General features: G+C 71.8%; 20 protein-coding genes. 14 read left to right on the plus strand and 6 right to left on the minus strand.

Translation table 11 applies throughout. From position 1 onward, the window contains the following. The 4 genes from ACPPVT_RS01445 to ACPPVT_RS01460 are packed head-to-tail and all read right to left on the minus strand — an operon-like array spanning window position 1 to window position 6,116. Entirely contained in the window at window positions 1-960 is a 960-nt protein-coding gene (locus ACPPVT_RS01445) for a lysophospholipid acyltransferase family protein (RefSeq protein WP_426564774.1), read from the minus strand. After that, window positions 957-2,537, minus strand: a complete 1,581-nt coding sequence (locus ACPPVT_RS01450; protein ID WP_426564776.1) for a lactate racemase domain-containing protein — start codon at window positions 2,535-2,537, stop codon at window positions 957-959. The genes ACPPVT_RS01445 and ACPPVT_RS01450 overlap by 4 nt, the downstream gene beginning before the upstream one ends. A gap of 37 nt (window positions 2,538-2,574) precedes the next feature. Further along, window positions 2,575-3,780, minus strand: coding sequence for a zinc-dependent alcohol dehydrogenase (locus tag ACPPVT_RS01455; RefSeq protein ID WP_426567025.1), 1,206 nt, complete (start codon window positions 3,778-3,780; stop codon window positions 2,575-2,577). After that, window positions 3,780-6,116: an SDR family oxidoreductase gene (locus ACPPVT_RS01460; protein WP_426564778.1), complete on the minus strand. Its 2,337-nt coding sequence runs from the start codon at window positions 6,114-6,116 to the stop codon at window positions 3,780-3,782. The genes ACPPVT_RS01455 and ACPPVT_RS01460 overlap by 1 nt, the downstream gene beginning before the upstream one ends. Before the next feature lie 109 nt (window positions 6,117-6,225). Between ACPPVT_RS01460 and ACPPVT_RS01465 the strand changes: the two genes are divergently transcribed. Continuing rightward, a complete protein-coding gene (locus tag ACPPVT_RS01465) occupies window positions 6,226-6,861 on the plus strand; it encodes a class I SAM-dependent methyltransferase (RefSeq protein WP_426564780.1) in 636 nt (211 codons plus the stop codon). A gap of 40 nt (window positions 6,862-6,901) precedes the next feature. Here the strand turns inward: ACPPVT_RS01465 and ACPPVT_RS01470 are convergent, their stop codons facing one another. Next, window positions 6,902-7,702 (minus strand): HAD-IIA family hydrolase, encoded by an 801-nt coding sequence (locus ACPPVT_RS01470; RefSeq protein ID WP_426564782.1) that lies wholly within the window; start codon window positions 7,700-7,702, stop codon window positions 6,902-6,904. A 38-nt stretch (window positions 7,703-7,740) separates the two neighbouring features. On the opposite strand from ACPPVT_RS01470, the gene ACPPVT_RS01475 reads away from it, so the two are divergent. From ACPPVT_RS01475 to ACPPVT_RS01530, 12 genes are all read left to right on the plus strand, one after another. Then, window positions 7,741-9,117 (plus strand): FAD-dependent oxidoreductase, encoded by a 1,377-nt coding sequence (locus ACPPVT_RS01475; protein WP_426564784.1) that lies wholly within the window; start codon window positions 7,741-7,743, stop codon window positions 9,115-9,117. 85 nt (window positions 9,118-9,202) lie between these two features. After that, a complete protein-coding gene (fbaA, locus tag ACPPVT_RS01480) occupies window positions 9,203-10,234 on the plus strand; it encodes a class II fructose-bisphosphate aldolase (protein WP_426564786.1) in 1,032 nt (343 codons plus the stop codon). 34 nt (window positions 10,235-10,268) lie between these two features. After that, window positions 10,269-10,955 (plus strand): GAP family protein, encoded by a 687-nt coding sequence (locus tag ACPPVT_RS01485; protein WP_426564788.1) that lies wholly within the window; start codon window positions 10,269-10,271, stop codon window positions 10,953-10,955. A gap of 207 nt (window positions 10,956-11,162) precedes the next feature. Further along, entirely contained in the window at window positions 11,163-12,131 is a 969-nt protein-coding gene (locus tag ACPPVT_RS01490) for a type IV toxin-antitoxin system AbiEi family antitoxin domain-containing protein (protein ID WP_426564790.1), read from the plus strand. 152 nt (window positions 12,132-12,283) lie between these two features. Then, window positions 12,284-12,691 (plus strand): DUF3151 domain-containing protein, encoded by a 408-nt coding sequence (locus tag ACPPVT_RS01495; protein WP_426564792.1) that lies wholly within the window; start codon window positions 12,284-12,286, stop codon window positions 12,689-12,691. A 338-nt stretch (window positions 12,692-13,029) separates the two neighbouring features. Further along, complete coding sequence (locus ACPPVT_RS01500) at window positions 13,030-14,013, plus strand: hypothetical protein (protein ID WP_426564794.1); 984 nt, start codon at window positions 13,030-13,032, stop codon at window positions 14,011-14,013. Between the two features lie 69 nt (window positions 14,014-14,082). Continuing rightward, window positions 14,083-15,372: an adenylosuccinate synthase gene (locus ACPPVT_RS01505; RefSeq protein ID WP_426564796.1), complete on the plus strand. Its 1,290-nt coding sequence runs from the start codon at window positions 14,083-14,085 to the stop codon at window positions 15,370-15,372. Between the two features lie 6 nt (window positions 15,373-15,378). Beyond that, complete coding sequence (locus tag ACPPVT_RS01510; protein ID WP_426564798.1) at window positions 15,379-16,758, plus strand: FAD-dependent oxidoreductase; 1,380 nt, start codon at window positions 15,379-15,381, stop codon at window positions 16,756-16,758. Between the two features lie 80 nt (window positions 16,759-16,838). Beyond that, window positions 16,839-17,480, plus strand: coding sequence for a hypothetical protein (locus tag ACPPVT_RS01515; RefSeq protein WP_426564800.1), 642 nt, complete (start codon window positions 16,839-16,841; stop codon window positions 17,478-17,480). 89 nt (window positions 17,481-17,569) lie between these two features. Next, entirely contained in the window at window positions 17,570-18,208 is a 639-nt protein-coding gene (locus ACPPVT_RS01520) for a GNAT family N-acetyltransferase (protein ID WP_426564802.1), read from the plus strand. 129 nt (window positions 18,209-18,337) lie between these two features. After that, entirely contained in the window at window positions 18,338-22,171 is a 3,834-nt protein-coding gene (locus tag ACPPVT_RS01525) for a choice-of-anchor D domain-containing protein (protein WP_426564803.1), read from the plus strand. A gap of 33 nt (window positions 22,172-22,204) precedes the next feature. Continuing rightward, complete coding sequence (locus ACPPVT_RS01530) at window positions 22,205-23,995, plus strand: DEAD/DEAH box helicase (RefSeq protein ID WP_426564805.1); 1,791 nt, start codon at window positions 22,205-22,207, stop codon at window positions 23,993-23,995. Here the strand turns inward: ACPPVT_RS01530 and ACPPVT_RS01535 are convergent. Then, window positions 23,992-24,723: a flavodoxin family protein gene (locus ACPPVT_RS01535; RefSeq protein WP_426564807.1), complete on the minus strand. Its 732-nt coding sequence runs from the start codon at window positions 24,721-24,723 to the stop codon at window positions 23,992-23,994. The genes ACPPVT_RS01530 and ACPPVT_RS01535 overlap by 4 nt on opposite strands. A 206-nt stretch (window positions 24,724-24,929) precedes the next feature. On the opposite strand from ACPPVT_RS01535, the gene ACPPVT_RS01540 reads away from it, so the two are divergent. Further along, window positions 24,930-26,102, plus strand: coding sequence for an acyl-CoA dehydrogenase family protein (locus ACPPVT_RS01540; RefSeq protein ID WP_426564808.1), 1,173 nt, complete (start codon window positions 24,930-24,932; stop codon window positions 26,100-26,102). Window positions 26,103-26,138: the final 36 nt, after the last annotated feature.

Raw genomic sequence — 26,138 nt, forward strand, 5'->3', positions numbered from 1 at the left:
TCAGCGGGACCAGACCTTGCGGTGCGAGCGGACGGCGGGTGCCGCGGTCTGCGTCCACACCCGGCGCCACCGGGCGGCGTCCGGACCGGAGGTGGCCGGCGACTCCCCGCGGGCCGCCCGCCGGGTGGCGTCCCACCAGGAGGTCTCGTCCTCGTCCATCAGCTGCGCCACGGCGCCTTCGATCCGAGCTCCGAGCTCACGGGGCCCCTCGCCGTCCACTGCGCGCAGCGGTGCGCCGAACCGCAGGGTCACCGGTGGTCGTCCTGGCACCGGCCACCCACGGCCGCGGGGCATCGCGGCGAACGAGCCGCGGATCGCGATGGGCACCACCGGCACCCGGTGCTGTACCGACAGGAACGCTGCGCCGTGCCGGAACTGGCGCGTCCAGCCGTCCGGTGAGCGGGTACCCTCGGGGAACACGACGACCGACCAGCCGTCGTCCAGCAGGTCGCCCGGCGTCGAGGACAGCGAGCCTGAGCGACGCTCGATCGGAAACGTGTTGAACACCATCGCCGAACTCGTTGCGCGCCACCACGTGTCGAAGAAGTAGTCGGCCGCCGCGGCCACCGCGGTGCGACGCCGCCAGCGGTCCGGCAGCGAGCAGAGGATCAGCGGGGTGTCCAGGTGGGAGGTGTGGTTGGCCACGAAGATCACCGGGCCAGCCATCCGGTCCAGCACGTCGAGCCCGTGCACGGTGGGGGTGATCTCGCGACGCAGCAGAGGTGCCAGGGCGAGCTTCTGGATGCCCTCTCGCGCAACGACTGCGGCCGGCGTCCGCGCCCATGCAGTCGGGAACGGCTCGCTCTGCTGCGGCGGTACGAACGGTTCGGCGGAGCGCGGCACCATCGAGCGTCGTCCCCACCGCCACCCGCGCGAGACCATCTTCAGGTCCTGCCGGGCGCCGCGCAGCAGCTGCCCGGACAGCACGTGCCGGGTGACGTGCAGCACCGGCCCGGTCATCGCACGTCCGCGATCAGGTGCGGTGGGTTGCGCAGGTAGGTGATGGACGGCGACCGGCCCACGGTGCCGGACGCCATCTCGAGCGCATCCTGCAGCGAGGACGCCGCCCGGAACCCCATCCGCTCGACGGCGCGCCGGTTGGCGCCGACCCAGATCACGTCGCCGACGTGGTCCATCGCGTGCGCCGCCCAGTACCACATGTAGAACGGGTGGACGCCGTGGTAGGCGTGCGAGGTTCGGTACAGGTGGATGTACCAGGGGTCGGTGGCGTACTGCTCCTCGAACTTCGCCTCGATCACCGACGGTTCGGTGGACGTGGTCAGCACCTCTTCGTAGAAGTCCACGTACGACGGGTGGTGGAGCTGGTTGAAGTCCTCTTCGACCGGGTGGTACAGGATCACCGCGCCGCCCTTGCGGACGACGGGCTGGCCCCGGTAGCTGTTGAAGTAGTAGCCGAGCCCCATGCAGGTGGCCAGGATCGGGTTCATGATCGAGTTCACGTTGTACGGGCCGAGGTAGGGCACGCCCAGCACGAGCACGTCGCTCTGGCCCTGCACCTCGACCATCTGCTGCTCGTGCACCCTCGCCACGGTCAGCTCGTGCACGGCCTCGGTCTCACCGGCGTTCACCCCGGTCAGCCCGTACGGCGCGCGCATTCCGTGGAACATGTTGTGCCGCACGCCCTTCGGGGCCACGGCCAAGCCACGTCGGGCGGCCAGCATCGAGGCCTGGTCCTTGATGCCCCATTCCCACTCGCGCTTCATCAGGAACTTGTAGCTGGAGGGGAAGACGTTGTTGTTCAGGGTGGTCTCGATGGTGAAGATCTTCAGGTGGTCGGCCAGCATCCGGCCCATTCGCCAGGCGCTGTGGTGCATCGCGGACTTGGTGTGGTCCATGAACGAGCGCGAGTGCACCATGGTGTGGCTGTTGTGGTGGTGCCGCAGCGACTTGTACGACGCCAGCCCGATCGGCACCGACTTGTGGCCGCCGTCCATCGCGACGAGGTTCACGTTGACGTAGATCAGCAGGTCCGACTCGGCCGCGCGGCGGTTGATCTCGACGTCCTCGCCGCGGTCGGTCTGCCCGACGTGCAGCAGGTTCGACTTGTCCTCGGCGTCGTGGTTGTACAGCGCGCCCTGCGGGAAGAACGAACGGAACACCCGCTCGCCGACGATGTCCTTCAGCTCGGCCGGGGTGAGCCTGCGGTGCAACGCGTTCGCCGAGATGATCTCGACGTCGTCCACGCCCGCCGCGGCGGCCATGGTGAGCACCTGCTCGATGATCCGTTGCCGGATGTCCGGCTTGACCATCGGCGGCAGCGGCAGCGAGATGTCGTCGAACGCGATGGTCAGCCGCATCCCGGCGTGCAGCAGCGTGGGCAGCGGGTCGCTGCCCACGGGCTCGAGCAGCGCGCGGCGGATCGCGCCGTCCACGTCCCGGATGCCCGGCATCGCCTCCGGCGGGTAGACGACGCGCGTACCGCGCGGGAAGGTCTCCAGCCGGAAGCCTTCTCCCTCGTGGACGACGAGCGGCGGGGTGCGGTCGTCGACCTCCAGGACGAAACCGGGGCGGGTCACGAGCTTCTCCTTGCCTGGGAACGGATCTGTCCAGAGCTCATGCGCGGCTCCGGACGTCGAAGCAGACCTTGACGGCACCGAGCCGGCCGGCCGACTGGGCGTGGTCCAGCGCCTCGCGCCAGCGGTGCAGCGGATACCGGCCCCCGACCACGCCGTCCATCGGTGCTCGGCCGGCCAGCCCGATGGCGACCTCGAACGCGTCACCGGCGGACGCGTACGTACCGGCCACCTCGAGCTCGCGGAACCACGCGGGGGACAGGTCCGCACCGGCCGGCATGCCGGACAGCACCACCCGCCCGCCGGCCTTGGTGGAGCGCAGCACGGTGTCCAAGGACGACGTCGACCCGACCGCGTCGATCGCGACGTCCACCCCGCCGAGCAGCATCTCGCTGGCGCTGCTGAGCCGCGCCGCAGGGGCCGGAAGTCCTTGCGGCGCAACGCGAAGCGCCCGTGTCGTGCGGCGGACTGCGCGCATCGCCTCGTCCGGCGCCGCGACGTCGCTGGCGCCGAACGCGCGCGCCAGCTCGGCCTGCCGACCGTGCTTGGCGATCACCGTGATCCGGCCCGCGTCGGTCAGCTCGCGCAGCGCCAGGACCGCGAACAGCCCCACCGCGCCCGCACCGGAGACCAGCACCGATCCACCGGCCGGCACCTGTGCCCGGCGGGCCAGCTGCACGGCGCAGGCCAGCGGCTCGACCAGCACCGCGCGCTCGTCGGACAGGGCGTCAGGCACGACGTGCAGCTGCGAGCGGTGCACGGTCAGCCGCTCACCCCAGCCGCCGCCGGTGTCCTGGCAGAAGCCGGTCTGCAGCCCGGGGGAGAGGTGGCCGACGGTCACGTGGTTGCACAGGTTCGTCCGGCCGGTCCGGCACGGCTCGCACGGCTCGACGCCGCGAGCCGCGCAGGCCAGCACCGGGTCGACGACCACCCGGGTCCCGCGGGGCAGGTCCTCGCAGTCCTGCGCGAGCTCGCCGACGATCTCGTGCCCGGGGACGAACGGCATCGAGACCAGCGCCGAGAAGTACAGCGAGGTCTGCCCGGTGATCGCGCCCAGGTCGGACCCGCAGATCCCGGACAGCAGCGGCCGCACCTGGGCCCACCCCGGACGTCGGACCGCCGGCTCGTCGCGGGTCACCAGCCGCAACGGCGCCATCGGCCCGACCAGCAGGCCGGGCATCCGTCCCCCGCTGACCTTGGCCGCCGCGAACCGCGGGATCGACCGGAACATCTCCAGCGCCAGCATCACGGCAGCCCCACCCCCGTCGTGTCGTGCTGGACGTCCGGCACCCGGCCGCGCGAGGTCGCGGACGGCGTCCGCCACGTCTCGACCGGCCAGCGCGCCGCCCGCGCGGCCCGGAACAGCGGGACGTCGGGCGAGACCGCCGTGGGACGCCCGACCGCGCGCAGCAACGGCAGGTCGGAGTGACTGTCCGCGTAGCCGAACGAGCGGGAGAGGTCGAAGCCGTTGACCTCGGCGTAGCGCACCAGCCAGGCCGCCCGGGACTCGCCGACCAGCGGTGGCGAGGCCAGGTAACCGGTCGCCCGCCCTCGCTCGTCCACCGCGAGCTCGGCGGCCACGATGTGGTCGAACAGCGGCGCCAACGGCCTGGTCAGCGGGCGGATCGCACCGGTGAGCAGCACCGTGTGGTGGCCGGCCGCCTGGTGCTCGCGAACGCGCCGTAGCGCCGCCCCGCTGACCCGCTCCAGCACGTGCGGCGCGATCACCTCGTCCACCAGGGAGTCCAGCTCGTGCAGGTCAGCGCCGGCGTACCTGCGGTAGACCGCGCGCAGGAAGCCGCCGCGGTCGCGGCGCTCGGCACCGACGTACGACGGCATCCGGCGCAGCAGCCGGCCGATCTCGCGAGCCCGCCCGGCGCCGTCCAGCTCGGGCAGCCGCAGCCACAGGTACGTCTCGATCACGTTGCTGGACAACAGGGTGCCGTCCATGTCGAAGACCGCGAGCACCCGCGCGCCCTCGACCCCGGCGTCGCCGTCGATCCGGCGGCGGCCGGGCTCGCCCTGCGCCTGCCGCTTGCGCCGGATCACGTCGTACTTGCGCATCGGCTCGGTGACGCTGGGGCAGTGCACGTCGCGGATGTAGTGCGTCCAGTCCACCACCGCGGTGTCGAAGCCGAACAGCTCCAGGTCGGCCGGGTCGAGCGCGCGGTGCAGCGCGAGCGTGCGGTCGTCGACGAACTGCAGCTCGACCTGGGTGTACGAGCGGTACAGGTCGAGGTAGCGGCGCAGGAACTCCAGCCGGCGCCGGGTGCGGTCCAGGTCGCGGGAGAACTCGCGCGCCCGGTCGCTGCGGGGCAGCAGTCCCAGCGCCCGGTCGGCCAGCCGGTGCACCGTCTCGCCCTGGCTGAGCAGCCGCTCCGCCTGGTGCGAGCCCGGGAAGCTCCAGGTGGCCAGCGGCACCGCGCCCCGCTCGCCGAGGTCGAACGGGTGCTTCTCGAAGTACTCGCGGACCAGCTCGTAGAGCCGGCGGAAGGTCAGCGGGTTGCGCGCGCCGGACGAGACGTGGAAGTACTCCGGCTTGCCCGGTTCCGGGTCGGTGGCGCAGACCGCGAGCAGCGCGTTGACCACGTGGTCGACCGGCACGATGTCGACGATCGAGTCCGGCGCGGCAGGGAGGTCGGGCAGCTCGCCACGGCCGTAGGCCAGGATGATCGGCTCGGCCATCTTGAAGCCCTCGATCCAGCCCGGGTGCGGCCAGACCAGCGCGGACTCGATGATCGAAGGCCGCACGATGCTCACCGGGATGGCCGGCGCGCCCGGCGCATCGACTGAGGCGCCGCTGGTCAGCTCCTCGACGACCCGCTCGCCCATCGCCTTGGTGAAGGTGTAGACGTCGGTCCAGCCCAGGCTGCGGGCGCGCTCGCCGCCGGCCTGCTGCTGGTGCTTCTTGACCCACTCGCGACGACGACGCTCGGCGTCCTGCGCGGCGGTGATCGGTCCGGCTCGGCCGTGCTCGGCCTCGGCCTCGCCGCTCAGCTTGCGCAGCACGCCGCCGCGACGGGAGTCGTCCTCGATCTGCTGGGCCAGCCGCAGCCCGGCGTCCCGCTCGGTCCGCCAGTCGACGTCGTGCGCGACCGAACGTTCGGGCACCGCGCCTCGGCGGCGGCCGCCCACGTAGGCGGTGGACACGTGCACGTAGTGCACCGGCTTGTCCGTGCTCGCCTCCAACACCCGCTGGAGCAGCGAATGGGTGCCGACCACGTTGGTGGTGAACGCCTCGTGGATCGGCGGGTCGAAGGAGACGTCGCCGGCGCAGTGCACGACCACGTCGAGGTCCTTGGGCAGGTCGGGCAAGTTGCGCAGGTCGCCCTCGATCACGCCGACCGTGTCGAGCAGGGCGTCGAGGCCGCCGGCGCGATCCACGGCGGCCTGGAAGGTCGGCTTGCCGAGCAGTGCCGCGATCCGGTCGCGTCCCGGCTGGCCTGCCTTGGGGCGGACCAGCACCACCGGGTGGGTCCCGGGCAGCTCGGTCAGCATCCGCTGGAGCAGCGCCTCACCGACGAAACCGGTCACACCGGTGATCAGGATCCGGCGGCCGTCGAGCTGGTCCTGCAGTCGCACTGACCCCTCCTCGCCCGGAACACCTCTCAACGTGGCATCCAACCACTTCGTTGCCCGGCGGCCCCGGATGGGTACGTATGGCGCAGGCGGGACGGCGTACGGTCGGCCGATGGATCCGAACGCGACGGACAGTGCCGACCTCGGCGACTGGTCGGGGTACGACTGGGGCGACTACTACGCCCGCCGCACCGACCGGCCGCCGCGCGAGCTTCTGCTGCGGGCGCACACGACCTACACGAAGGGTGGCCGCGGACCTGGTGAGGCTGTCGACCTGGGGTGCGGTGACGGCGCGGACACCGCCTGGCTGTTGCGCCACGGCTGGTCGGTGACGGCGGTCGACGCCTCAGCGGCGAGCGAGCGCCACGTGCGGGCCAACGCCGAGGGCTATCTCGACCGGCTCGACCTGATCATCGGGGACCTGGCGACGACGGAGCTGCCCGAGGCGGACCTGGTCGTGGCGTGCTTCAGCCTGCCGTACGTCCCGCCGGCCCGGTTCGGTGCGATGTGGGACGGCGTGCGCGCCGCGCTGCAGCCTGGGGCCGTGCTGGCGGTCACGCTGTTCGGCGAGCGCGACTCGTGGGCCGGCCGGTTCGCCGACATGACCTTCCACTCGCGGGCGCAGGTGGACGCGCGGTTCGCCGGGCTGGACGTCCTCGAGCTCACCGAGGACGAGCAGGACGGCACCAGCGACATCGGCCCGAAGCACTGGCACACGTTCGACGTGATCGCTCGCCGTCCTTGGTGAGCCTCTGGTGCGCGGTACCGGGTTGCGCCCCGCGGGCTGTTCAGTCGAGCGGCTGGAAGTGCTCCACCAACGCGACGACGTCCGCGATCGAGTCGACCACCCGCGTCGGCCGGTACGGGAACCGGTCCACCGCCTCGGCCTTGGTCGAGCCGGTCAGCACCAGGATCGTGCGGAGCCCGGCCTCCAGCCCGCTGACGACGTCGGTGTCCATCCGGTCGCCGATCATCACCGTGGACTCCGAGTGCGCGTCGATCCGGTTCAGCGCGCTGCGCATCATCAGCGGGTTCGGCTTGCCCACGTAGTACGGCTCGACGCCGGTCGCCCGGGTGATCAGTGCGGCGACCGAGCCGGTGGCCGGCAGCGAACCCTCGGTGGAGGGGCCGCTGGCGTCCGGGTTGGTGGCGATGAACCGGGCGCCGGCCTCGATCAGCCGGATCGCTCGGGTGATCCCCTCGAACGAGTAGGTGCGGGTCTCGCCGAGCACCACGTAGTCCGGGTCGCGCTCGGTCAGCGTGTACCCGATGTCGTGCAGCGCCGTGGTCAGTCCGGCCTCGCCGATCACGTACGCGCTGCCGCCCGGCCGCTGGCCGTCCAGGAACTGCGCGGTGGCCAGCGCCGACGTCCAGATGGACTCCTCGGGCAGGTCGATCCCGCTGCGTGACAACCGGGCCTTGAGGTCGCGGGGGGTGTAGATCGAGTTGTTCGTGAGCACCAGGAACCGCCGCCCGGACGCCTCCAACGCCGCGATGAACTCGGGTGCCCCGGGGATGACGTGCTCCTCGTGCACCAGCACGCCGTCCATGTCGGTGAGCCAGCACTCGACCGGCTTGGGGGTCGTCATGCGCCCATGGTGACAGCCCGGCCACTAGCGTCGCCTGCATGACGCGACGACTGGTGGTGATCGGTGCCGACGCCGCCGGGATGAGTGCCGCCAGCCAGGCGCTGCGGGTGGCCGCCCACCTCGGCCGCGACCTCGAGGTGATCGCCTTCGAGTCGACCGAGCACACCTCCTACAGCCAGTGCGGCATCCCCTACTGGGTGGCCGGAGACGTCGACGGTGCGGACGCGCTGGTCGCGCGGACGGCCGAGCAGCACCGCGCCAACGGCATCGACCTGCGGCTCGGCAGCGCGGTCACCTCGATAGACTTGGACGCCGGTCACGTGGTCGTCGACGGCGGGTCCGGCGAGCAGCGGGTCGGCTTCGACGAGCTGATGATCGGCACCGGCGCGGAGCCGATCCTGCCGGACTGGGCGCGCGAGGTCCCCAGTGTGCTGGCGATGAAGACGATGGACGACGGCGCCGCCTGGCGGCGGCTGCTCGCAGCCACCGACGGCCAGGCCCCCGAGTCGGTGCTGGTCGTCGGCGGTGGCTTCATCGGGGTCGAGGCGGCCGAGTCGTTCGCCAAGCGCGGCGTGCGCACCACCCTGGTGACCCGCAGCAGCGAGCCGATGGCGCACTCACTGGACCCGCAGATGGGCGCGCTGGTGCGGCGCGGGCTGGAAGACCTCGGGGTCGAGGTGGTCACCGGGGCCGAGGTGTCCGGGATCGAGTCCCGAGACGGCCTGATCGGCGCCGCGTGCGTGAGCGGCGTCGAGCACCGGGCCGACGCCGTGGCGCTCGCCATCGGCGTCCGGCCGCGGGTCGGCCTGGCGAGGGCGGCGGGCCTGCCGCTGGGTGACCACGGCGGTCTCGTGCCGGACGACCGGCAGCAGGTCGCCGACGGCATCTGGGCGGCCGGCGACTGCTGCGAGGTCTGGGACCGGTTGCTCGAGTCGCACTGGTACACCCCGCTCGGCACGCACGCGAACAAGGCCGGGAAGGTGGCCGGCACCAACATCGGCGGCGGGACGGCGCGGTTCGCAGGCTCGGTCGGCACCGCGATCACCCGTGCGGGCGCGGCCGAGGTCGCCCGCACCGGCCTGCTGCCGGCCTGGGCCGGCGAGCGCGGCCTGGACGCCGTCCAGGTGACCATCGAGTCCACCACCGCGGCCGGCTACATGCCCGAGGCGGACCCGGTGACGGTCAGCGTGGTCGGCGAGCGCGGGTCCGGCCGGCTGCTGGGCGGGCAGATCGTCGGCGGTCGCGGCGCGGGCAAGCGGATCGACGTCCTGGCCATGGCGCTCTGGTCCGGCCTGACGGCCGCTGACGTCGTGGACGCCGACCTGGCCTACTGCCCGCCGTTCTCACCGACGTGGGACCCGGTTCAGATCGCCTGCCGCAAGCTCGACACCGCTGTCCGGGATCCGGGCCGATGATGACGCCGTACCCCCCGCCCCCCTAGGTTTGGCACGCCGGACGTGCCACCCCGGCCACTACCAGCGACCGCTCCAGGAGTCATCGATGCCCATCGCAACGCCCGAGTCGTACGCCGACATGCTGGACCGCGCCAAGGCCGGCGCGTTCGCGTACCCGGCGATCAACGTGAGCTCGTCGCAGACGCTGATCGCGGCGATCCGCGGGTTCGCCGAGGCCGAGAGCGACGGGATCGTGCAGGTCTCCACCGGGGGAGCCGAGTACCTGTCGGGCTCGACGGTGAAGGACATGGTCACCGGCTCGGTGGCGCTCGCGCTGTACGCCCAGGAGGTCGCGAAGAACTACGACGTCCAGATCGCGCTGCACACCGACCACTGCCCGAAGGACAAGCTGGACGGCTTCGTCCGGCCGCTGCTGGCCATCTCCAAGGAGCGGGTGGACCGCGGCGAGCTGCCGCTGTTCCAGTCGCACATGTGGGACGGCTCGGCCGTCCCGGTGGAGGAGAACCTGCAGATCGCCCGCGAGCTGCTGCAGGCCTGCCACGCGGCGCGGGTTGTCCTGGAGATCGAGGTCGGTGTGGTCGGCGGCGAGGAGGACGGTGTCGTCGGCGCGATCGACGACAAGCTCTACTCGACCCCCGAGGACGCCATCGCGACCGTCGACGCGCTCGGGCTCGGCGAGCACGGCCGGTACCTGACGGCGCTGACCTTCGGCAACGTGCACGGCGTCTACAAGCCGGGCAACGTCAAGCTCCGCCCGGAGATCCTGCGCCAGGCGCAGGATGCGGTGGTGGCGGCCAAGGGGCTGGACGCCGGGTCCAAGCCGTTCGACCTGGTGTTCCACGGCGGATCGGGGTCGCTGCCGTCGGAGATCTCGGACGCCGTCGACTACGGCGTGGTGAAGATGAACGTGGACACCGACACCCAGTACGCCTTTACCCGCCCGGTCGCGGCGCACATGTTCGCCAACTACGACGGCGTGCTGAAGGTGGACGGCGAGGTCGGCAGCAAGAAGCTGTACGACCCGCGGGCGTGGGGCAAGGCGGGCGAGCAGGGCATGGCCGGACGCGTCCTGGAGGCGTGCCAGAACCTGCGCAGCGCCGGTCAGCGCGCTCGCTGAACCGGCCGGGCGGCGGGACGCGAGGGGAGGTGGCGTGTTCAGCCTGTGGAGCACACTGATCCCGCTGATCCTCGGCTGCGCGCTCGTCCCCGTGCAGAGTCTGGCGACGATCCTGCTGCTCCAGTCCGAGGACGGCCGGCGCAAGGCCACCGCCTGGGTGATCGGCATGACGTCGGCGCGGGTCGTGCAAGGCCTCCTGTTCGCGCTGCTGCTGCACACGAGTGCGGCGATCGCCCAGGACGTCGATGACGGGCCGGGCGCCGTGGCGTCGTTCGTGCTGCTGCTGGTCGCGATGACGATGCTGCTCTCCGCGCTCGGGGCGGCGCTCAGGCACGAGGACCCGGACGCCCCGCCACCGCGATGGCTCGGCGTGGTCGACCGCATCTCGCCAGCGAATGCGTTCGGCATCGGCACCGCCATGATCGTGCTGAGCGTGAAGTTCTGGGTGTTCACGGTCGGTGCGGTGACCGCAATCGCGGGCGCGGGCCTGCCGCTGCCCGAGCGAGTGCTCACGTTCGCGCTGTTCATCGTGCTGGGGGAGTCCACCCTGATCGCGCTGCTGGCGATCGGATTGGTCTCACCGGCGCGCGCCAAGCCGCTGCTCGATCGCATCGTGGCCTGGCTGACGGCCAAGAACCGGGTGCTGGTGATGACGCTCGGGACGGCGTTCGGAATCTGGTTCCTGGTCAAGGCCCTGCACGGTTTGGGCGTCCTGACCTGACCCCTCCGCCTCTGGCGGCCGCCCCGGCGTTGATCACGTTAAGTGTGTGGATGCCTGCATAACCAGGCGTAGAACCCTCGAGGAGTGGCTGTAAGCCTCGAGGTGCTGCGTGACGCGTCGGCCGTCCACAGGAGGACCGCCGGTCCCGTCGTCCACAGTTCCGGCCTGCGCCGCCCGCCAGGCGGCTGATAGCCGCACGGTTTCTGGATGACCGAACTCCTCGTCCCCCGACTCACCGGCCTCGTCAGCGCGCAACACGGCGTGTTCTCCACGGCTCAGGCTCTGGACGCCGGTGTACATCCTCGTGAGATCCAACGTGCAGTCACCACCGGTGAGTGGGTTCGGTTGCGCCGGGGGGTCTACGCCCCGGGCGGGATCGTCGCCCGGCTGGACGACGCGTCCCGGCACGTCCTGGATGCGCGCGCCGCGCAGCTCACGTTGCATGGTCCGAGGGTGTTCTCGCACATCACCGCGGCGATGGTGCATGGGCTCCCGGCGTACGACCTCGATCTCGGCGAGGTGCACGTCACGCGTCCGGGCCGATCGACGTCGGGGCGGCACGAGGCCGGCATCTGGCACCACGTCGGCGCTCTCCCGGAGGATCGCGTGACGGAGCTGGTTGGCCTGCCGGTATCGGACCTGTGCAGGACCGCGCTGGACGTGGCCCGGGTCGCCCAGCCGGCCAGCGCACTGGTCATCGCCGATGCCGCGTGCGCTCGCGGCGTCACGTCCGCGCAGCTCAGGTCGGACCTTGCCGCGTGCATGGACTGGCCCGGGGCACGCCGTGCCTCACGACTGCTGCCACTTGCCGATGGCCGAGCCGAGTCACCCGGCGAGAGCATCGCGCGCTGGGCCTTGCACGCGCTCGACCTGGCTCCCGACGAGCTTCAGCTGCCGGTGCGAACCGACTCGGGGGTCTTCCGGGTCGACTTCGCCTGGACGAGATGGCGACTGGTCGGTGAGTTCGACGGGAAGATCAAGTACGGGCGACTGGTCAAGTCCGGCGAGAGTCCCTCGGACGTCGCGTGGCGCGAACGGCAACGCGAGCTGGCGATCGAACGCAGCAGCTGGGGAATGGTGCGATTCGGTTGGGCCGACGTTCACGACCTCGGCCGGCTGCGTCACCTCGTCCTCGGCGCGAAGGCTCGCGTCGAGGTGCATCGACGGTCGGCCTAGCCTCACGTCTCGAGGCTTGTGCCCACTTCTCCAGGGTTATGCGCCCGGTTATGCAGGCGTAGACACACTTAACGTGATCAACAAGCGGGGGCGGGGCAGGGCCGGGCTGGGTGGGGCGACGGCGGCGGGACGTCGGCTGACAGGATGGCGGGATGGACAACCTGTTGGGCATCCCTGCGACGCGCCTCGCCGACGAGCCGGAGCTGACCGTGGCCCGCGAGCTGGCGGAGGGCAGGACGGCGACCGACCTGGCTGCCGAGCACCCGGCGTCCAGCCTGCCGTGGGCGGTGCTGGCCGAGCTGGCGCTCGCGGACGGGCGCACGATCGAGGGGTACGCGTACGCGCGCACCGGATACCACCGGGGGCTGGACGCGTTGCGCCGCAGCGGTTGGCGCGGGCAGGGCCCGGTGCCGTGGTCGCACGAGCCGAACCGTGGGTTCCTGCGCGCGCTGCACGCCCTCGGTGTGGCGTCCGGCCGGATCCACGAGGACCCCGAGCACGAGCGCTGCGTGAGCTTCCTGGCCGACTGCGACCCCGAGGCCGCGCGCGCACTCGCCTGACGCGCACTCGCCTGACGCGCGGAGCGCCGACCCCGGATATCCGGGGCCGGCGCTCCAGCGTCCCCAGATGGGACCCCTGACCGCGTCAGCCCCGGCGTCCCGGTCCCTGATGGTCGGCCCGGGACTGCCCGGTCCCGGCCGACCCCTAGGAGGCCTGCTGACTGCGATCCGAGTTCGCGGCCGACCCCTGCACCGGCCGCGCACTCGCCACGACGATGATGCATCCTCGGATGGCTTCTTGTCTGTCCCTTTCCTGCCAACGGCAGTAAGATGCCAAATATGACAATCGGTGGCTCGGGTGTCACGCCTAGCGATCATGTTGACCAGGGAGCGGCGCGATGAGCACCGTTCTGACGACGTTCGGCATCGGTGACGAGTCGGACCGGCTGTACCGCCGCGTGCTCAGGCAGGACGGTCTACGCGTCGAGCAGCACGCTGAGGCGCTCGACTGGCCGCTCGAAAGAGCCCGCTCGGCCCTGCTCCCGTTGATCGAGCTGAGGCTCGTCCGGCAGGACCTCGACGCCTCCCTGGTCGCCCCGCACCCGCGGGCGGCTCTCACCCGTCTGGTCGATCGGGAGAACGCCCGGCTCAACCTGCGCCGCCGCGAGCTGGAGGAGGTCGCCGCGGCCATGAGCGAGTTCTCCGCCGACCACCTGGCCGGACGCAGCGACATCCTCGACCCCACCTCGCTGGACGTCATCCCAGCCGACTCGCTGGCCGGCACCGTCGAGGAGATGCTGCGGACGACGACGGGTCCGATCCGCTCGTTCCACCTGGAGGTCGCCGCCGGCGCCGCCGCGGACTCCGGCGTCGACTCGCGGGCCCGCGAGGGCCTCGAGCACGGCCGTGAGCTGCGTTCGATCTACCCCGTCTCGGTGCTGGACGACCCGCAGCACCTGGCGTGGGTGCGCGAGTGGGCCGCACTCGGCGAGCGCCAGCGGGTGGTCGACAAGGTGCCCTCGGAGTACGCCGTGCTCGGCGACGCGTGCGTGATCTCGGCCCCGATCTGGGGCGGGTCCGCGTCGTCCGCCGTACTGATCCGGATGCCCCTGCTGGTCGCAGCGTTCACCGCGGTGTTCGACGACGCGTGGGCCAGCGGCATCGCCGTCCCGGACGAGGACATCGAGCAGGACGCCGACACCCGGCTGCTCTCCCTGCTGGCCAGCGGCTTCAAGGACGAGGCGATCGCGCGCTACCTCGGCATCGGGGTGCGCACGGTGCGCCGCCGGGTCGCCACCTTGATGGACGACCTGAGCGTGCACTCGCGGTTCCAGCTCGGCGTGGTGGCCGAGCGGCGCGGCCTGCTCGGCGGCCGCCGCTGACCTTCGGTAGCCTCGCTGCGTCCGTGCTGCCACCTCGCACGGGCGTCCCGTCAGGAAGTTGGTGTCAGCATGCCCGCGATCGTGCTCGTCGGTGCCCAGTGGGGCGACGAGGGCAAGGGCAAGGCCACGGACCTGCTCGGCAGCCGGGTCGACTACGTCGTCAAGTTCAACGGCGGGAACAACGCCGGCCACACCGTGGTCATCGACGACGAGAAGTACGCCCTGCACCTGCTCCCGTCCGGCATCCTCACGCCCAGCTGCACACCGGTAATCGGCAACGGTGTCGTGGTCGACCTGTCGGTGCTCTTCGACGAACTGGCCGGCCTGGACGCCCGCGGCATCGACACCAGCAAGCTGGTGATCAGCGCCGACGCCCACGTGATCGCGCCGTACAACCGGACGCTCGACAAGGTCACCGAGCGGTTCCTGGGCAGCCGGCGGATCGGCACCACCGGGCGCGGCATCGGCCCGACCTATGCGGACAAGATGAACCGGATCGGCATCCGCGTCCAGGACCTGTTCGACGAGGGCATCCTGCGGCAGAAGGTCGAGGGCGCACTGGAGCTGAAGAACCAGGTGCTGGCCAAGATCTACAACCGCCGCGCCGTCACCGTCGACGAGGTGGTCGAGGAGCTCATCGAGCACCGGGACGCGCTGCGCCCGATGGTCGCGGACACCGGCCTGCTGCTCAGCAAGGCGCTGGACGACGGCAAGACGGTGCTGCTCGAGGCCGGCCAGGCCACCCTGCTGGACGTCGACCACGGGACCTACCCGTTCGTCACGTCGTCCAGCGCGACCGCGGGCGGCGCGTGCACCGGCTCCGGCATCCCGCCGACCCGGATCGACCGGGTGGTCGCGATCCTCAAGGCGTACACCACGCGCGTCGGCGAGGGGCCGTTCCCGACCGAGCTGCTGGACGACATGGGCGAGCACCTGCGCAAGACCGGCGGCGAGTACGGCACGACCACCGGGCGTCCGCGCCGCTGCGGCTGGCTGGACGTGGTGATCGGGCGCTACGCGACCCGGGTCAACGGCGTCACCGACTTCGTGATCACCAAGCTGGACACCCTCAGCGGGCTGGACACGGTGAAGGTCTGCGTGGCCTACGATGTGGACGGCGTACGGCACGACGAGATGCCGATGACGCAGAGCGAGTTCCACCACGCCAAGCCGATCTACCAGGACCTGCCCGGCTGGTGGGAGGACATCAGCGGCTGCCGCACGTTCGAGGAGCTGCCGGTCAACGCGCAGCGCTACGTCGAGACCGTGGAGCAGATGATCGGTCAGCGGGTCTCCGCGGTCGGCGTCGGCCCGGGGCGCGACGAGATCATCAGCCGGCACGACCTGCTCGAGGAGTGACCCGCCATGGCGACGGTCGGCGCAGGCAGCAGCGCGGTCGTCGTCGGCGCGAGCGTCGCCGGGATGCTCGCCGCCCGCGCGCTCGCCGACCACGTCCAGGACGTGCTCGTCCTCGAGCGCGAGGTCCTGGACGACTCCGCCGAGCCGCGCGGCCACGTGCCGCAGGGACGCCACCTGCACCTCCTGCTGGCAGCCGGCCTGGACCGGCTCTGCGAGTGGTTCCCCGGCATCGACGCCGAGCTGGCGGCGGCCGGCGCGGTCCGGGTGGACGGCACCGGGGCCTGGGTCTTCCAGGCCGGCGCCTACCGGGCCCGCGGTGACTGGGGCGCCTCGGTGCTCAGCATGACCCGGCCGCTGCTGGAGCAGACGATCCGGCGACGGCTGCGCGCCCTGCCCAACGTGCGGATCGAGGACGGCGTCAAGGGCGAGCGGGTGCACCGCGACGGGCGGCGGGTGGTCGGCGTCGAGGTCGATGGCCAGGTCCGGGCGGCCGACCTGGTGGTGGACTGCTCGGGCCGCAGCTCGCGGATCGCCCACGAGCTGGAGGCGTCCGGGGTGCTGTCGCCGCCGGTCTCGCTGGTCAGCATCGACTGCGCCTATGCCTCTACCCTGCTGGCGCGTGCCCCGGACGACCTGGACGGCGGGTTCCTGGTCTGCGGGCCGACGCCGCCGACCAGCTTCCGGATCGGGGCAGTGCTGCCGGTCGAGGGTGGACGGTGGCAGGTGACGCTGGCCGGGGTGCACGGCGAGGTGCCGCCGACGGACGACGAGGGCTTCCTGGCGTTCGCCCGGAGCCTGCTCAGCCCAGCCGTCGCGCAGCTGGTCGAGCGATGCGAGCGGGTGGCGCCGATCGAGCACTACCGGTTCCCGGCCAGCCGCCGCCGGCACTACGAGAAGGTGCCCGCGCTGCTGCCCGGTCTGGTCGTGCTGGGCGACGCGGCCTGCAGCTTCGACCCGGTCTACGGCCAGGGCATGTCGTGCGCGGCGCTGCAGGCGGCGGCGCTGGGCGACCTGCTGGCGACGGTGCCCGCCGGTTCGCCGGACCTTCCCCGGCGGTTCCACCGGCGGGCAGCGACCATCCTGGACGCCCCGTGGTCGATCGCCGTCGGCGCGGACTTCCTGCACCCGATGACCGTCGGCCCGAAGGCGCGCGGCACCGACCTGGTCAACCGCTACGTCCTGCGCGTGCTGCAGGCCAGCCACACCGACGTCGCCGTCGCGCGGCGGTTCAACCTGGTGCTCCAGCTGGTCGACCCGACGTCCGCCCTGATGCGGCCGGCCACGATGGCTCGGGTGCTTCGTTCGGCCCGACGCTCGCCCGCCCGGACCGGTGCGGCGCTGGTCCACCCTCGGGTGGGCCCGGGGCAGCCTGCCGCCCAGCGCTGACTGCGACGTATCAGCGACCCCGGTCGGGCGCTCGGTTCAGGTGGAACACCGCCGACCCGAGCCGACCCGAGGAGCGCGCGATGCCTGTTCCGCCGATCCAGGTGGCCACGCCCGTGCAGACCGCGACGTATGCCGAGGGGGACCGTCCGCAGCAGTGGGCGCCGGGGGACTTCCTGCTCACCCGCGGGCACGGCCCCGTGAGCCGGATGATCCGGTTCGGCGAGCGGCTTCGGATCCACGGCGACGACCGGCACTACGCCTGGTTCAACCACGCGGCGCTGGTCGTCTCGACGGATGGCGACCTGGTCGAGGCGCTCGGCCGCGGCGTGGTCCGCAGCCACGCCGACAAGTACCTGGCCAAGGACTACGTGGTGGTCCGCACGCACGCCGCGCAGCACGACGTCCGACAGGTGCTGGCCTTCGCCGACTGGGTGGTCGAGCAGCGGGCCAAGTACGGGTTCCTCACCCTGCTCAGCCTCGCGATGACGATGCTCACCGGTTCGAAGCTGACGTTCTTCGTGGACGGCCGGTACATCTGCAGCGGTTTCGTCGCCCGCGCGATGGAGCGCACCGGCACCCTGTTCGACCGCGACCCGGTGCACATCACGCCCGCGGACCTCGCCAAGTGCTACGGCGCGTGCCCGCCGCCCCTGCAGGTCGTCGAGGCGGCCGAGCCCCGGCCGGACGGCGCGGCGGAGCTTCTCGACCGCCTGGCCTCCTAACCCGACTCGGGTCGAGCGTCCGTGAGGTACGCGAAGCCGGTGATCACCCCGGTCTCACGTACCCGATCGACACCCCTAGCGTGGGGCGCATGAGCGCGATCGCACCTGACGGCCGTCCCCTGGTCGGGCGCGTCGTCCGACTCGATCCCACCGTGCCGGACGACGACACCGCCCTGTTCGCAGCCCTGGACGACGAGCGCGTCTGGGCCGCGGGGTACGGCGGAGGGCCGGCCGGACGACCGGGCGACGCAGCCGGCATGCGGGTCACCACCGCCGCAGCGGTGCGCGATCGTGAGCTCGGGGCCGGCCACCCCTCGTACCGGATGGCGTACACGGTGCGGCTGGTCGCGGACTCCGAGCTGGGCACGGCCGGCACGGTGGTGGGGACGACGTCCGTCGGCGACATCTGGCTGGCCGACGAGAAGGCACACCTGGGCTGGACCGGCTACGGACCGCGCTGGTGGGCCACCGACGTGAACCCTGAGTGCAAGCTGCTGCTGCTCGGTCATGCCTTCGACGACTGCGGGCTGGGGCGGGTCAAGCTGCAGACCGACCTGATCAACACCCGGTCGCAGGCGGCCATCGCCAAGCTCGGCGCGACCCGCGAGGGCGTGCTGCGACGGCACAAGGCCCGCGCGGACGGCACGTTCCGGGACACCGTGGTGTTCTCGATCCTGCGCGAGGACTGGCCCGACGTGCGGGAGGGGCTGCTGGCCCGGCTGGGCTGAGCGTCCCGCGCGACAGCGGGCCGAGCCGGTCGTGTGGCACCGCTCACAGTCGGTCAAGGTTGCGCCCCTTGCGCCGATGTGACGACGGAAGGCTGCCCAGGTCTTCACCACGAAACGCCTGGAGTCTTCGTGCTTTCTGCTCGTCCCCGGCTAGCCCTGGCCGTCGTCACGGTGGTGGCGGTCACGACGCTGGTCCCGCTGTCGGCTGCTCCGACCGCCTCCGCCGCTGCCCTTCCGGCCGACACCGGCTTCAGTGTCGGCTCGACGGTGCGGAGTACGACGACGTCCAGCATCGACACGGTCTCCTTCGCGACGAACGGCCGCCTGGACATCTGGTCTAACGACGCCACCCGTCGAGGTCTGCAGCTCATGCCGCCCACCGGCAAGCGCTTCGCGGCCGGCGACGTCCTGCCCACCGCGTGGACCACCCCGACGGGCGACGCAGCCATGCTGCAGCTGGTGAACGGCGGATGCACGGGTCCCCAGCCCGGGCGGCTGATCGTGCAACGAGCCGACTACGCCGCGGACGGTTCGCTGGAGACGCTGGCCGCGACCTTCCGCGTCCCGTGCACCTTCCAGAGCACGGTCGTCGTCGGTGAGGTCCGGCTGCGCGACTCCGCCCCTATGGCGGCGGCAAAGCTGGTTCCGACGGATGGGGTGTCCACGCGCCCGCTGGACCTCGGTCAGAGCACGACGATGCCGATGACCCTGACCAACGTCGGAGGGGTCGACCTTCCGCTCACGACGGTGACCACCGTGGCGTCGCCGGGGTTGCACGTCTCGGTCCTGGACGACGGCTGCTCGGACACGGTCCTGGCCGTCGGTGCCTCCTGCGACGTCTCCCTGAGCGCGACTCCGTCGTCCCGGGGAACGTTGACAGCCGCTGTGACGCTCAGCTCGTCCGCGCTGCCCGGCAGCGCTGACGACGGCTACGGGGGGTCCGTCACGGGGAAGAGCTCGCTGTCCGTCGAGGCACGGCCCGCCGCGCCCACCGATCTCGACCTCAAGGCTGGCGTCGACGCTCTCGCACTCACCTTCGCGGCTGGCGCGGTCGATGCAGGGGCCGGCCCGGCGACGTCCTACGAGGTAGAGCGGATCGTCGACGGCGAGAGCCAGCGCACTTGGTCCGTCCAGCCCCCGGTGTCCGGCACCACCGCCTTCGTGATGGACTCCGACGCTCCGGTGGGCGGGTTGGTCACCTATCGCGTGCGCGGTACGAACCGGGTCGGCGCCGGGGACTGGTCACAGCCCTCCGCCGCGGTCACGCGGCCGCCATGGGAAGGTCCCTACGACCCAGCCAGGTTCGCGTTGAGCCTCGTCTGGGATGACGCGTCGTACGGGATCACGACCTGGGACACCGGAACGACCCAGCTGCTGGCGAGCTCCAACGCGACGAGTCAGACGTACGACGGGGACTACCGCAGCTACCTCTATCTACCGCGTGACCTGGCCGACGGCACCTACCAGGTCGGCACCGACGTCGGACAGCTGCCGGTGTCGGTGCGCTCCGGTGAGGTGTGCGAGAGCCCGACCGGCACCGCTGTCGTCAGCCGGTGGGCGCGGAGCGTGACCGGCGGCGTGGCGTCGCTGTCGGTGGACCTCGACCTCAGCTGCGCCAGCGGTCACCGCCTGCTCGGAGAACTGCGGGTCCGCACGCCGGACCCCGTCCACCGCCTGGACGTCCCGCCCCTCGACGACCTGGTGTTCGGTGCGATCACCGGGCACCAGCAGGACCGCGACATGACGGTCACGAACACCGGTGGGGCAACCGTGCGGGTCGTCGACGCGCGGGTGCTCGGCCGCGACAACCAGTCGTTCTCGGTCGTGGGCACGACGTGTGCGGACGCCACGCTGGAGGCGGGGCAGACCTGCACGGTCACCGTCCGCTACGCGCCGGTGACCTACGACTGGCGCAACGAGTACGCGGACGTCGTCATGGACACCGACGCCGGCCAGATGGTCGTCGGGCTGGTGGTCGGCCAGCAGATCTCAGCCTTCGCCGCGCCGACCTGGAACACGGTCACGGCCGGACCGGGCCGGGTCGACGTCAGCTGGTTCGACTCCTCGGGGACGGACGGCGAGCAGGTCGAGTACCGGGTCGAGCAGCGCGTCGCGGGTGGCAGCTGGACGACGGCCGCCGCCTCCTCGTCAGCACGGTCCGCCACCTTCACCCCAGCAGCAAGCACCCTCGACGTCCGGGTCGTGGCCAGGCTCGCCTCCGGCCGTGAGCTGGCAGGCGAGACGCGGACCGTCACGATGCCGACCCGATGGCTGGTCACCAGCGGCTACGGCGGACCGGAGGCAGCTGCCCCCGATGCGGACGGTACCGACGGCTCCGCGCTCAACGGCGTGCCCACCTACTCGGTGGCGGCGTCGCCGAGCCGCAGCCTGCTGGTCACCTCCGAGCAGGAGAGCGGGTACTTCCGCCTGGTCGTGCGCAGCCCCATGGGGGCACTGGTGCGCGTGCTGACCGACGGGGAAGCCGTCGACGACATCGAGCCGGCCGTGAGCCCGGACGGTCGGACGGTCATGTTCACCCGGTGGTCCGGGGAGACCAGCCACCTGATGACGGTGCCGGTGGCGGGTGGCCAGGTCTACGAGATGCCGGACAGCAGCGACCTCGGCCACCCCTCGTGGCTGCCGGACGGCACCGGTGTGGTGGCGGCCGACCAGCGGGTCGTGGTCAGCGGCCCGCAGTTCGGGCTCGTCCGCTGGACCACCGCCACGGGCCGGCGCTCGGCCATCGCCGGCACCGCTGGGGCCTACGCGCCGGTGGTGTCCCGGACCGGAACCCTGGTGTACCTGCTCACGAACGAGGTCAGCGGACGCGACGAGGTGCACAGCACCACGCTGTCCGGCGGCGCGGGGACGGTCATCGCCGGCTCGGACTGGCTGGACGACGTCGCCTGGGATCCCACCGGTCGGTGGCTGGCGCTCTCGTCGTTCGCGCCGTGGGCGGACCACGGGACGTCGCTGGTCTACGACACCGCTGCCACCCCGAAGTTCGTCCGGTCGGTGCACGGCGACCTGAGCGCGGCCTGGTACGTGGCGGCGTCCGCAGCGCCCACGGCCAGCCTCGAAGCGCCCGCCGTCTCGGGCAGTTCGGTAACGGCGACGATCGGTGCGGCCGACGTCGACGACGCGGCGGGCGGGCTGCAGCGTCAGTGCCGACTCGACGCCGGTCCGTGGCTCAACTGCGATGCGACCTGGGCTGCCACCGGACTGAGCGCGGGGACGCACACGCTGTCCGCTCGCGCGGTGGACCCCAGCGGCGCCACCAGCGCGACCGTGAGCCGCACGGTTGTCGTCGATCGCTCGGCGCCCACCGTGACGCTCGGTGCCCCGTCTGCCGTCCTGTCCTCGGCTTCGGTGACTCTGACCTGGTCCGGCAAGGACACCGGTGGCGCCGGTCTGCGCTCCTACGAGGTCCGTCGTCGGTATGCCTCGCCCTACGGTGCGCTGAACACCGCGAGCACCCCGAGCACGTGGTCCGCGCTGACCACCACGAAGCTCACCACGAGCCTCTCCGCCGGGCACGAGTACTGCTTCTCGGTCCGCGCCCGCGACGCCGTCGGCAACGTGGGCGCCTGGAGCACCGAACGCTGCACGACCGTCGTGCTGGACGACCGGTACCTGTCCGCGTCGTCCGGCTGGACCCGGGCGAAGTCGACCTCCGCGGCGTTCGGGACGTACACCTCGGCGAGCAGGACGGGGGTCAGCCTGACTCGTACCTCCGTGCAGGGCCGCAGGATCGCCGTGGTCGCCACGACGTGCTCCTCCTGCGGCAGCGTGGACGTGTACCAGGGCGGCGTGAAGCTCGGGCGGGTCAGCCTGGTCTCGGCCAGGACCACCTACCGGCACGTGCTCTGGCTGCCGCTGCGCAGCACGCACTCCGGCACGGTCGTCCTGAAGACGACCAGCAGTCGGTCGGTACGGGTCGACGGCATCGCCGTCCTGCACTGACCTCCGGGGCCGCCGGTAGGCCACGATGGGGGCGTGACCACCGACGACGCCAGCACCGACTCGAGCCCCCAGGACGGGAGCGAGGCCAGCAGCGACCCGGCCCGCACGTTCGCCGACCTCGGCCTGCGCCCCGAGCTGCTCGACGCGCTGGCCGGCCTCGGCTACGAGGAGCCGACGCCGATCCAGTGGGCCGCTGTGCCGAAGCTCGTCGAGGGCCACGACCTGCTCGGTCAGGCGGCCACCGGCACCGGCAAGACCGCTGCCTTCGCGCTGCCGATCCTGCAGCAGCTGGGCAGCGGGGATCGGGGCAAGGCGCCGAGCGCGATGGTGCTGGTGCCGACCCGCGAGCTGTGCATGCAGGTCTCGGAGGCGTTGCACCGCTACGGTCGCGGGCTCGGGGCTCGGGTGCTGCCGATCTACGGCGGCCAGCCGATCGGACGCCAGCTGCGCGAGCTGGACCGCGGCGTGGACGTCGTGGTCGCCACCCCCGGCCGCGCCATCGACCACATCAACCGCGGCACGCTCGACCTGACCGCGATCAACGTGGTGGTGCTCGACGAGGCCGACGAGATGCTCGACATGGGCTTCGCCGAGGACCTCGAGACGATCCTGGCGGCCACCCCCGCGACGCGGCAGACCGTGCTGTTCTCGGCGACCATGCCGTCCCGGATCAACGGCATCGCCCGCCGGCACCTGCGCGAACCGGTGCGCATCGAGATTGAGCGCGCGGTGCCGTCGTCCGGGCAGGCGCTGGTGCGCCAGACGGCGTACGTCGTCGCGCGGGCGCACAAGCCCGCCGCTCTCGGCCGGGTCTTGGACGTCGAGTCGCCCACCGCGGCGATCGTGTTCTGCCGCACTCGCGAGCAGGTCGACGAGCTCACCGAGACCTTGAACGGCCGCGGCTACCGAGCAGAGGCGTTGCACGGCGGGATGAACCAGGAGCAGCGGGACCGCGTGATGGGCCGGCTGCGCGCGCAGACCGCGGACCTGCTGGTCGCCACCGACGTGGCCGCCCGTGGCCTGGACATCGACCACCTCACGCACGTCGTGAACTACGAGGTGCCCGCTGCCGCTGAGTCCTACGTGCACCGCATCGGGCGGGTCGGCCGAGGAGGGCGCGAGGGCGTCGCGATCACGCTGGCCGAGCCGCGCGAGCACCGGATGCTCAAGACCATCGAGCGGGTCACCCGGCAGAAGATCGCGATGGAGAAGGTGCCGACCACCGCCGACCTGCGCGCCCGCCGGCTGGAGATGACCCGGGCTGCGCTCTACGAGAGCCTGCTGGAGGACGACCTCGACCGGTTCCGGGTCGTCGTCGAGACGCTGACCGACGACTTCGACGTCATGCAGGTCGCCCTGGCCGCGGTGAAGCTGGCGCACGAGGCGACGACCGGCGGCGGGGACGACGACCAGGCCGAGATCCCGGAGGCGACGGCCCCGGTGGGCGACGGCGGACGTCGCCCGGCCGGCCGGGCCGCAGCGGCGGGCGGTGCCGACGGGTCCGGCGGGCCTGGTGGCCGCACCGGCCCCGCCGAGGGCAGGACCAGGCTCTACATCTCGCTCGGGCGGGCCGCCGGGATCCGTCCGGCCGACCTGGTGGGCGCCATCGCGGGAGAGTCCCGGCTGACCGGCCGGGACGTCGGCTCGATCGAGATCACCGAGCGGTTCTCGTTGGTGGAGGTTCCCTCCGGCGCGGCCGAGGAGGTGCTGCAGGCGTTGCGCGCCACCAGGATCAAGGGCCGCAAGGTCACTGCCCGACGCGACCGGGACGCTCCCGGCGGCGTGCGCTCGGCGGGCCGACCCTCCCGCAAGCCGCGCGACTAGCGGTACTCGGGGTTGGTGAACCCGAACCGCTCGCCCTCGAACCACTTCGGGCGCTGGTTGCCGTAGGCCGGGATGCCACCGGCGTCCTTGAGCATCCGCGCCAGGTGCAACAGGTTCCACGTCATGAACGTCGTGTTGCGGTTGGTGAAGTCGTTGTCGAAGCCGATCGGCGGGCCGCCGTCCTGGCTCGGGTCGCCGTAGCTGGCACCCGGCCCGACCTCGCCGATCCACCCGGCGTCCGCCTGTGGCGGGATCGTGTAACCCAGGTGCTGCAACGAGTACAGCAGGTTCATCGCGCAATGCTTGACGCCGTCCTCGTTGCCGGTGACCAGCACGCCGCCGACCCGGCCGTAGTACGCGTACTGGCCGCCTGCGGTCAGCTCGCCGGAGAAGCTGTACAGCCGCTCGACGATCCGGGTGGCCACGGACGACTTCTCGCCCAGCCAGATCGGCGTCCCGATCACCAGGATCTGCGCGTCCATCACCTGCCGCTGGATCGCCGGCCAGTCGTCCCGGTCGAAGCCGTGCTGGGTCATGTCCGGCTGCACACCCGGCGCGATCTCGTGGTCGACCGCGCGGACGTTCGTGACGCTCACCCCGACCGAGCGCATCAGCTCGATCGAGTTGTTCATCAGCGACTGGGTGTGCGAGTGACCCGGCGAGCGGGTGAGGGTGCAGTTGATGAACACGGCGGACAGGTCGTCGTAGCTGGCGGGTGGGTTCGACATGGCAAGGATCATGCTCCGGGTGGCGTTCGCAGGCCAGGGTCGAGGTGTCGGCGGGCGGCGTCGAACGATGATGGTCCGCCCGACAGGAGCGATCGAGCCGCACCTTCTCGGCTGAGCACGATCGCGCCGGCTGGTGCGTCACCGCTCCTGTCGGTGGGACCGATCTCCGTTTCAGCAGCCTGCGGCGAGGGTGCGAAGATGCCCGCATGAGCGCACGCATCGCACCGCTGGAGCTGCTGCACCTGTCCGAATTGCTCACCGAGGACGAGCGCGACATCGCCGCGTCGGTGCGGGCCATGGTCACCGAGCACGTGGCGCCGTACATCGCGCAGTGGTTCGAGCAGGGCACGCTGCCCGCCCGCGAGCTGGCGCTGGAGTTCGGCAAGCTCGGCGTCCTCGGCATGCACCTGGAGGGCTACGGCTGCGCCGGCCTGAACGCGACCGCGTACGGGGTGGCGGCGATGGAGATCGAGGCGGCCGACTCGGGCATCCGGTCGATGGTCTCGGTGCAGGGCAGCCTGGCGATGTTCGCGATCCACGCCTACGGCAGCGAGGAGCACAAGCAGGAGTGGCTGCCCCGGATGGCCGCCGGCGAGGCGATCGGCTGCTTCGGCCTGACCGAGCCGGACCACGGCTCCGACCCGGGCAACATGCGCACCCGGGCCCGCCGCGATGGCGAGGACTGGGTGCTGGACGGCGCGAAGATGTGGATCACCAACGGCTCGGTCGCCGACGTCGCGATCGTGTGGGCGAGCACGGACGAAGGGGTGCGCGGCTTCGTCGTGCCGACCGACTCGGCCGGCTTCAGCGCGCCGCTGATCAAGCACAAGCTGTCGATGCGCGCATCGGTCACCAGCGAGCTGGTGATGGACGGCGTCCGGCTGCCGTCCTCAGCCGTGCTGCCGGGGGTCAAGGGGCTGCGCGGTCCGCTGTCCTGCCTGAACGAGGCGCGGTTCGGCATCGTCTGGGGCGTCATCGGGTCGGCGCGCGACTGCCTGGAGACGGCCATCGACTACGCGGTGAACCGGGTGCAGTTCGGCAAGCCGATCGCGGGCTTCCAGCTGACCCAGGAGAAGCTGGCCAACATGGCGCTCGAGCTGGACAAGGCGTTCCTGCTGGCGCACCACCTCGGCCGGGCGAAGGAGGCCGGCACGGCGACGCCGCAGATGGTCAGCATGGCCAAGCTGAACAACGTGCGCGAGGCCATCAAGATCGCCCGCGAGTGCCGCACCATCCTCGGCGCGAACGGCATCTCGCTGGAGTACCCGGTGCTGCGGCACGCGAACAACCTCGAGTCGGTGCTCACGTACGAGGGCACGTCCGAGGTGCACACGCTGGTCGTCGGCCAGGCGCTGACCGGTATCGACGCCTTCCGCTGACCCCCGCTTGCTCCCCTCCGCCCGGTTTGCTCCACC

Source organism: Angustibacter sp. McL0619 (assembly GCF_049994355.1).
In the GTDB taxonomy this organism is placed as follows: domain Bacteria; phylum Actinomycetota; class Actinomycetes; order Actinomycetales; family Angustibacteraceae; genus Angustibacter.

Coding starts and splice junctions, on each gene's coding strand:
- ACPPVT_RS01445 (WP_426564774.1), bottom strand. CDS start 960: ATGACCGGGCCGGTGCTGCACGTCACCCGGCACGTGCTGTCCGGGCAG.
- ACPPVT_RS01455 (WP_426567025.1), bottom strand. CDS start 3,780: ATGCTGGCGCTGGAGATGTTCCGGTCGATCCCGCGGTTCGCGGCGGCC.
- ACPPVT_RS01465 (WP_426564780.1), top strand. CDS start 6,226: ATGGATCCGAACGCGACGGACAGTGCCGACCTCGGCGACTGGTCGGGG.
- ACPPVT_RS01470 (WP_426564782.1), bottom strand. CDS start 7,702: ATGACGACCCCCAAGCCGGTCGAGTGCTGGCTCACCGACATGGACGGC.
- ACPPVT_RS01475 (WP_426564784.1), top strand. CDS start 7,741: ATGACGCGACGACTGGTGGTGATCGGTGCCGACGCCGCCGGGATGAGT.
- fbaA (WP_426564786.1), top strand. CDS start 9,203: ATGCCCATCGCAACGCCCGAGTCGTACGCCGACATGCTGGACCGCGCC.
- ACPPVT_RS01490 (WP_426564790.1), top strand. CDS start 11,163: ATGACCGAACTCCTCGTCCCCCGACTCACCGGCCTCGTCAGCGCGCAA.
- ACPPVT_RS01495 (WP_426564792.1), top strand. CDS start 12,284: ATGGACAACCTGTTGGGCATCCCTGCGACGCGCCTCGCCGACGAGCCG.
- ACPPVT_RS01500 (WP_426564794.1), top strand. CDS start 13,030: ATGAGCACCGTTCTGACGACGTTCGGCATCGGTGACGAGTCGGACCGG.
- ACPPVT_RS01505 (WP_426564796.1), top strand. CDS start 14,083: ATGCCCGCGATCGTGCTCGTCGGTGCCCAGTGGGGCGACGAGGGCAAG.
- ACPPVT_RS01510 (WP_426564798.1), top strand. CDS start 15,379: ATGGCGACGGTCGGCGCAGGCAGCAGCGCGGTCGTCGTCGGCGCGAGC.
- ACPPVT_RS01515 (WP_426564800.1), top strand. CDS start 16,839: ATGCCTGTTCCGCCGATCCAGGTGGCCACGCCCGTGCAGACCGCGACG.
- ACPPVT_RS01520 (WP_426564802.1), top strand. CDS start 17,570: ATGAGCGCGATCGCACCTGACGGCCGTCCCCTGGTCGGGCGCGTCGTC.
- ACPPVT_RS01535 (WP_426564807.1), bottom strand. CDS start 24,723: ATGTCGAACCCACCCGCCAGCTACGACGACCTGTCCGCCGTGTTCATC.
- ACPPVT_RS01540 (WP_426564808.1), top strand. CDS start 24,930: ATGAGCGCACGCATCGCACCGCTGGAGCTGCTGCACCTGTCCGAATTG.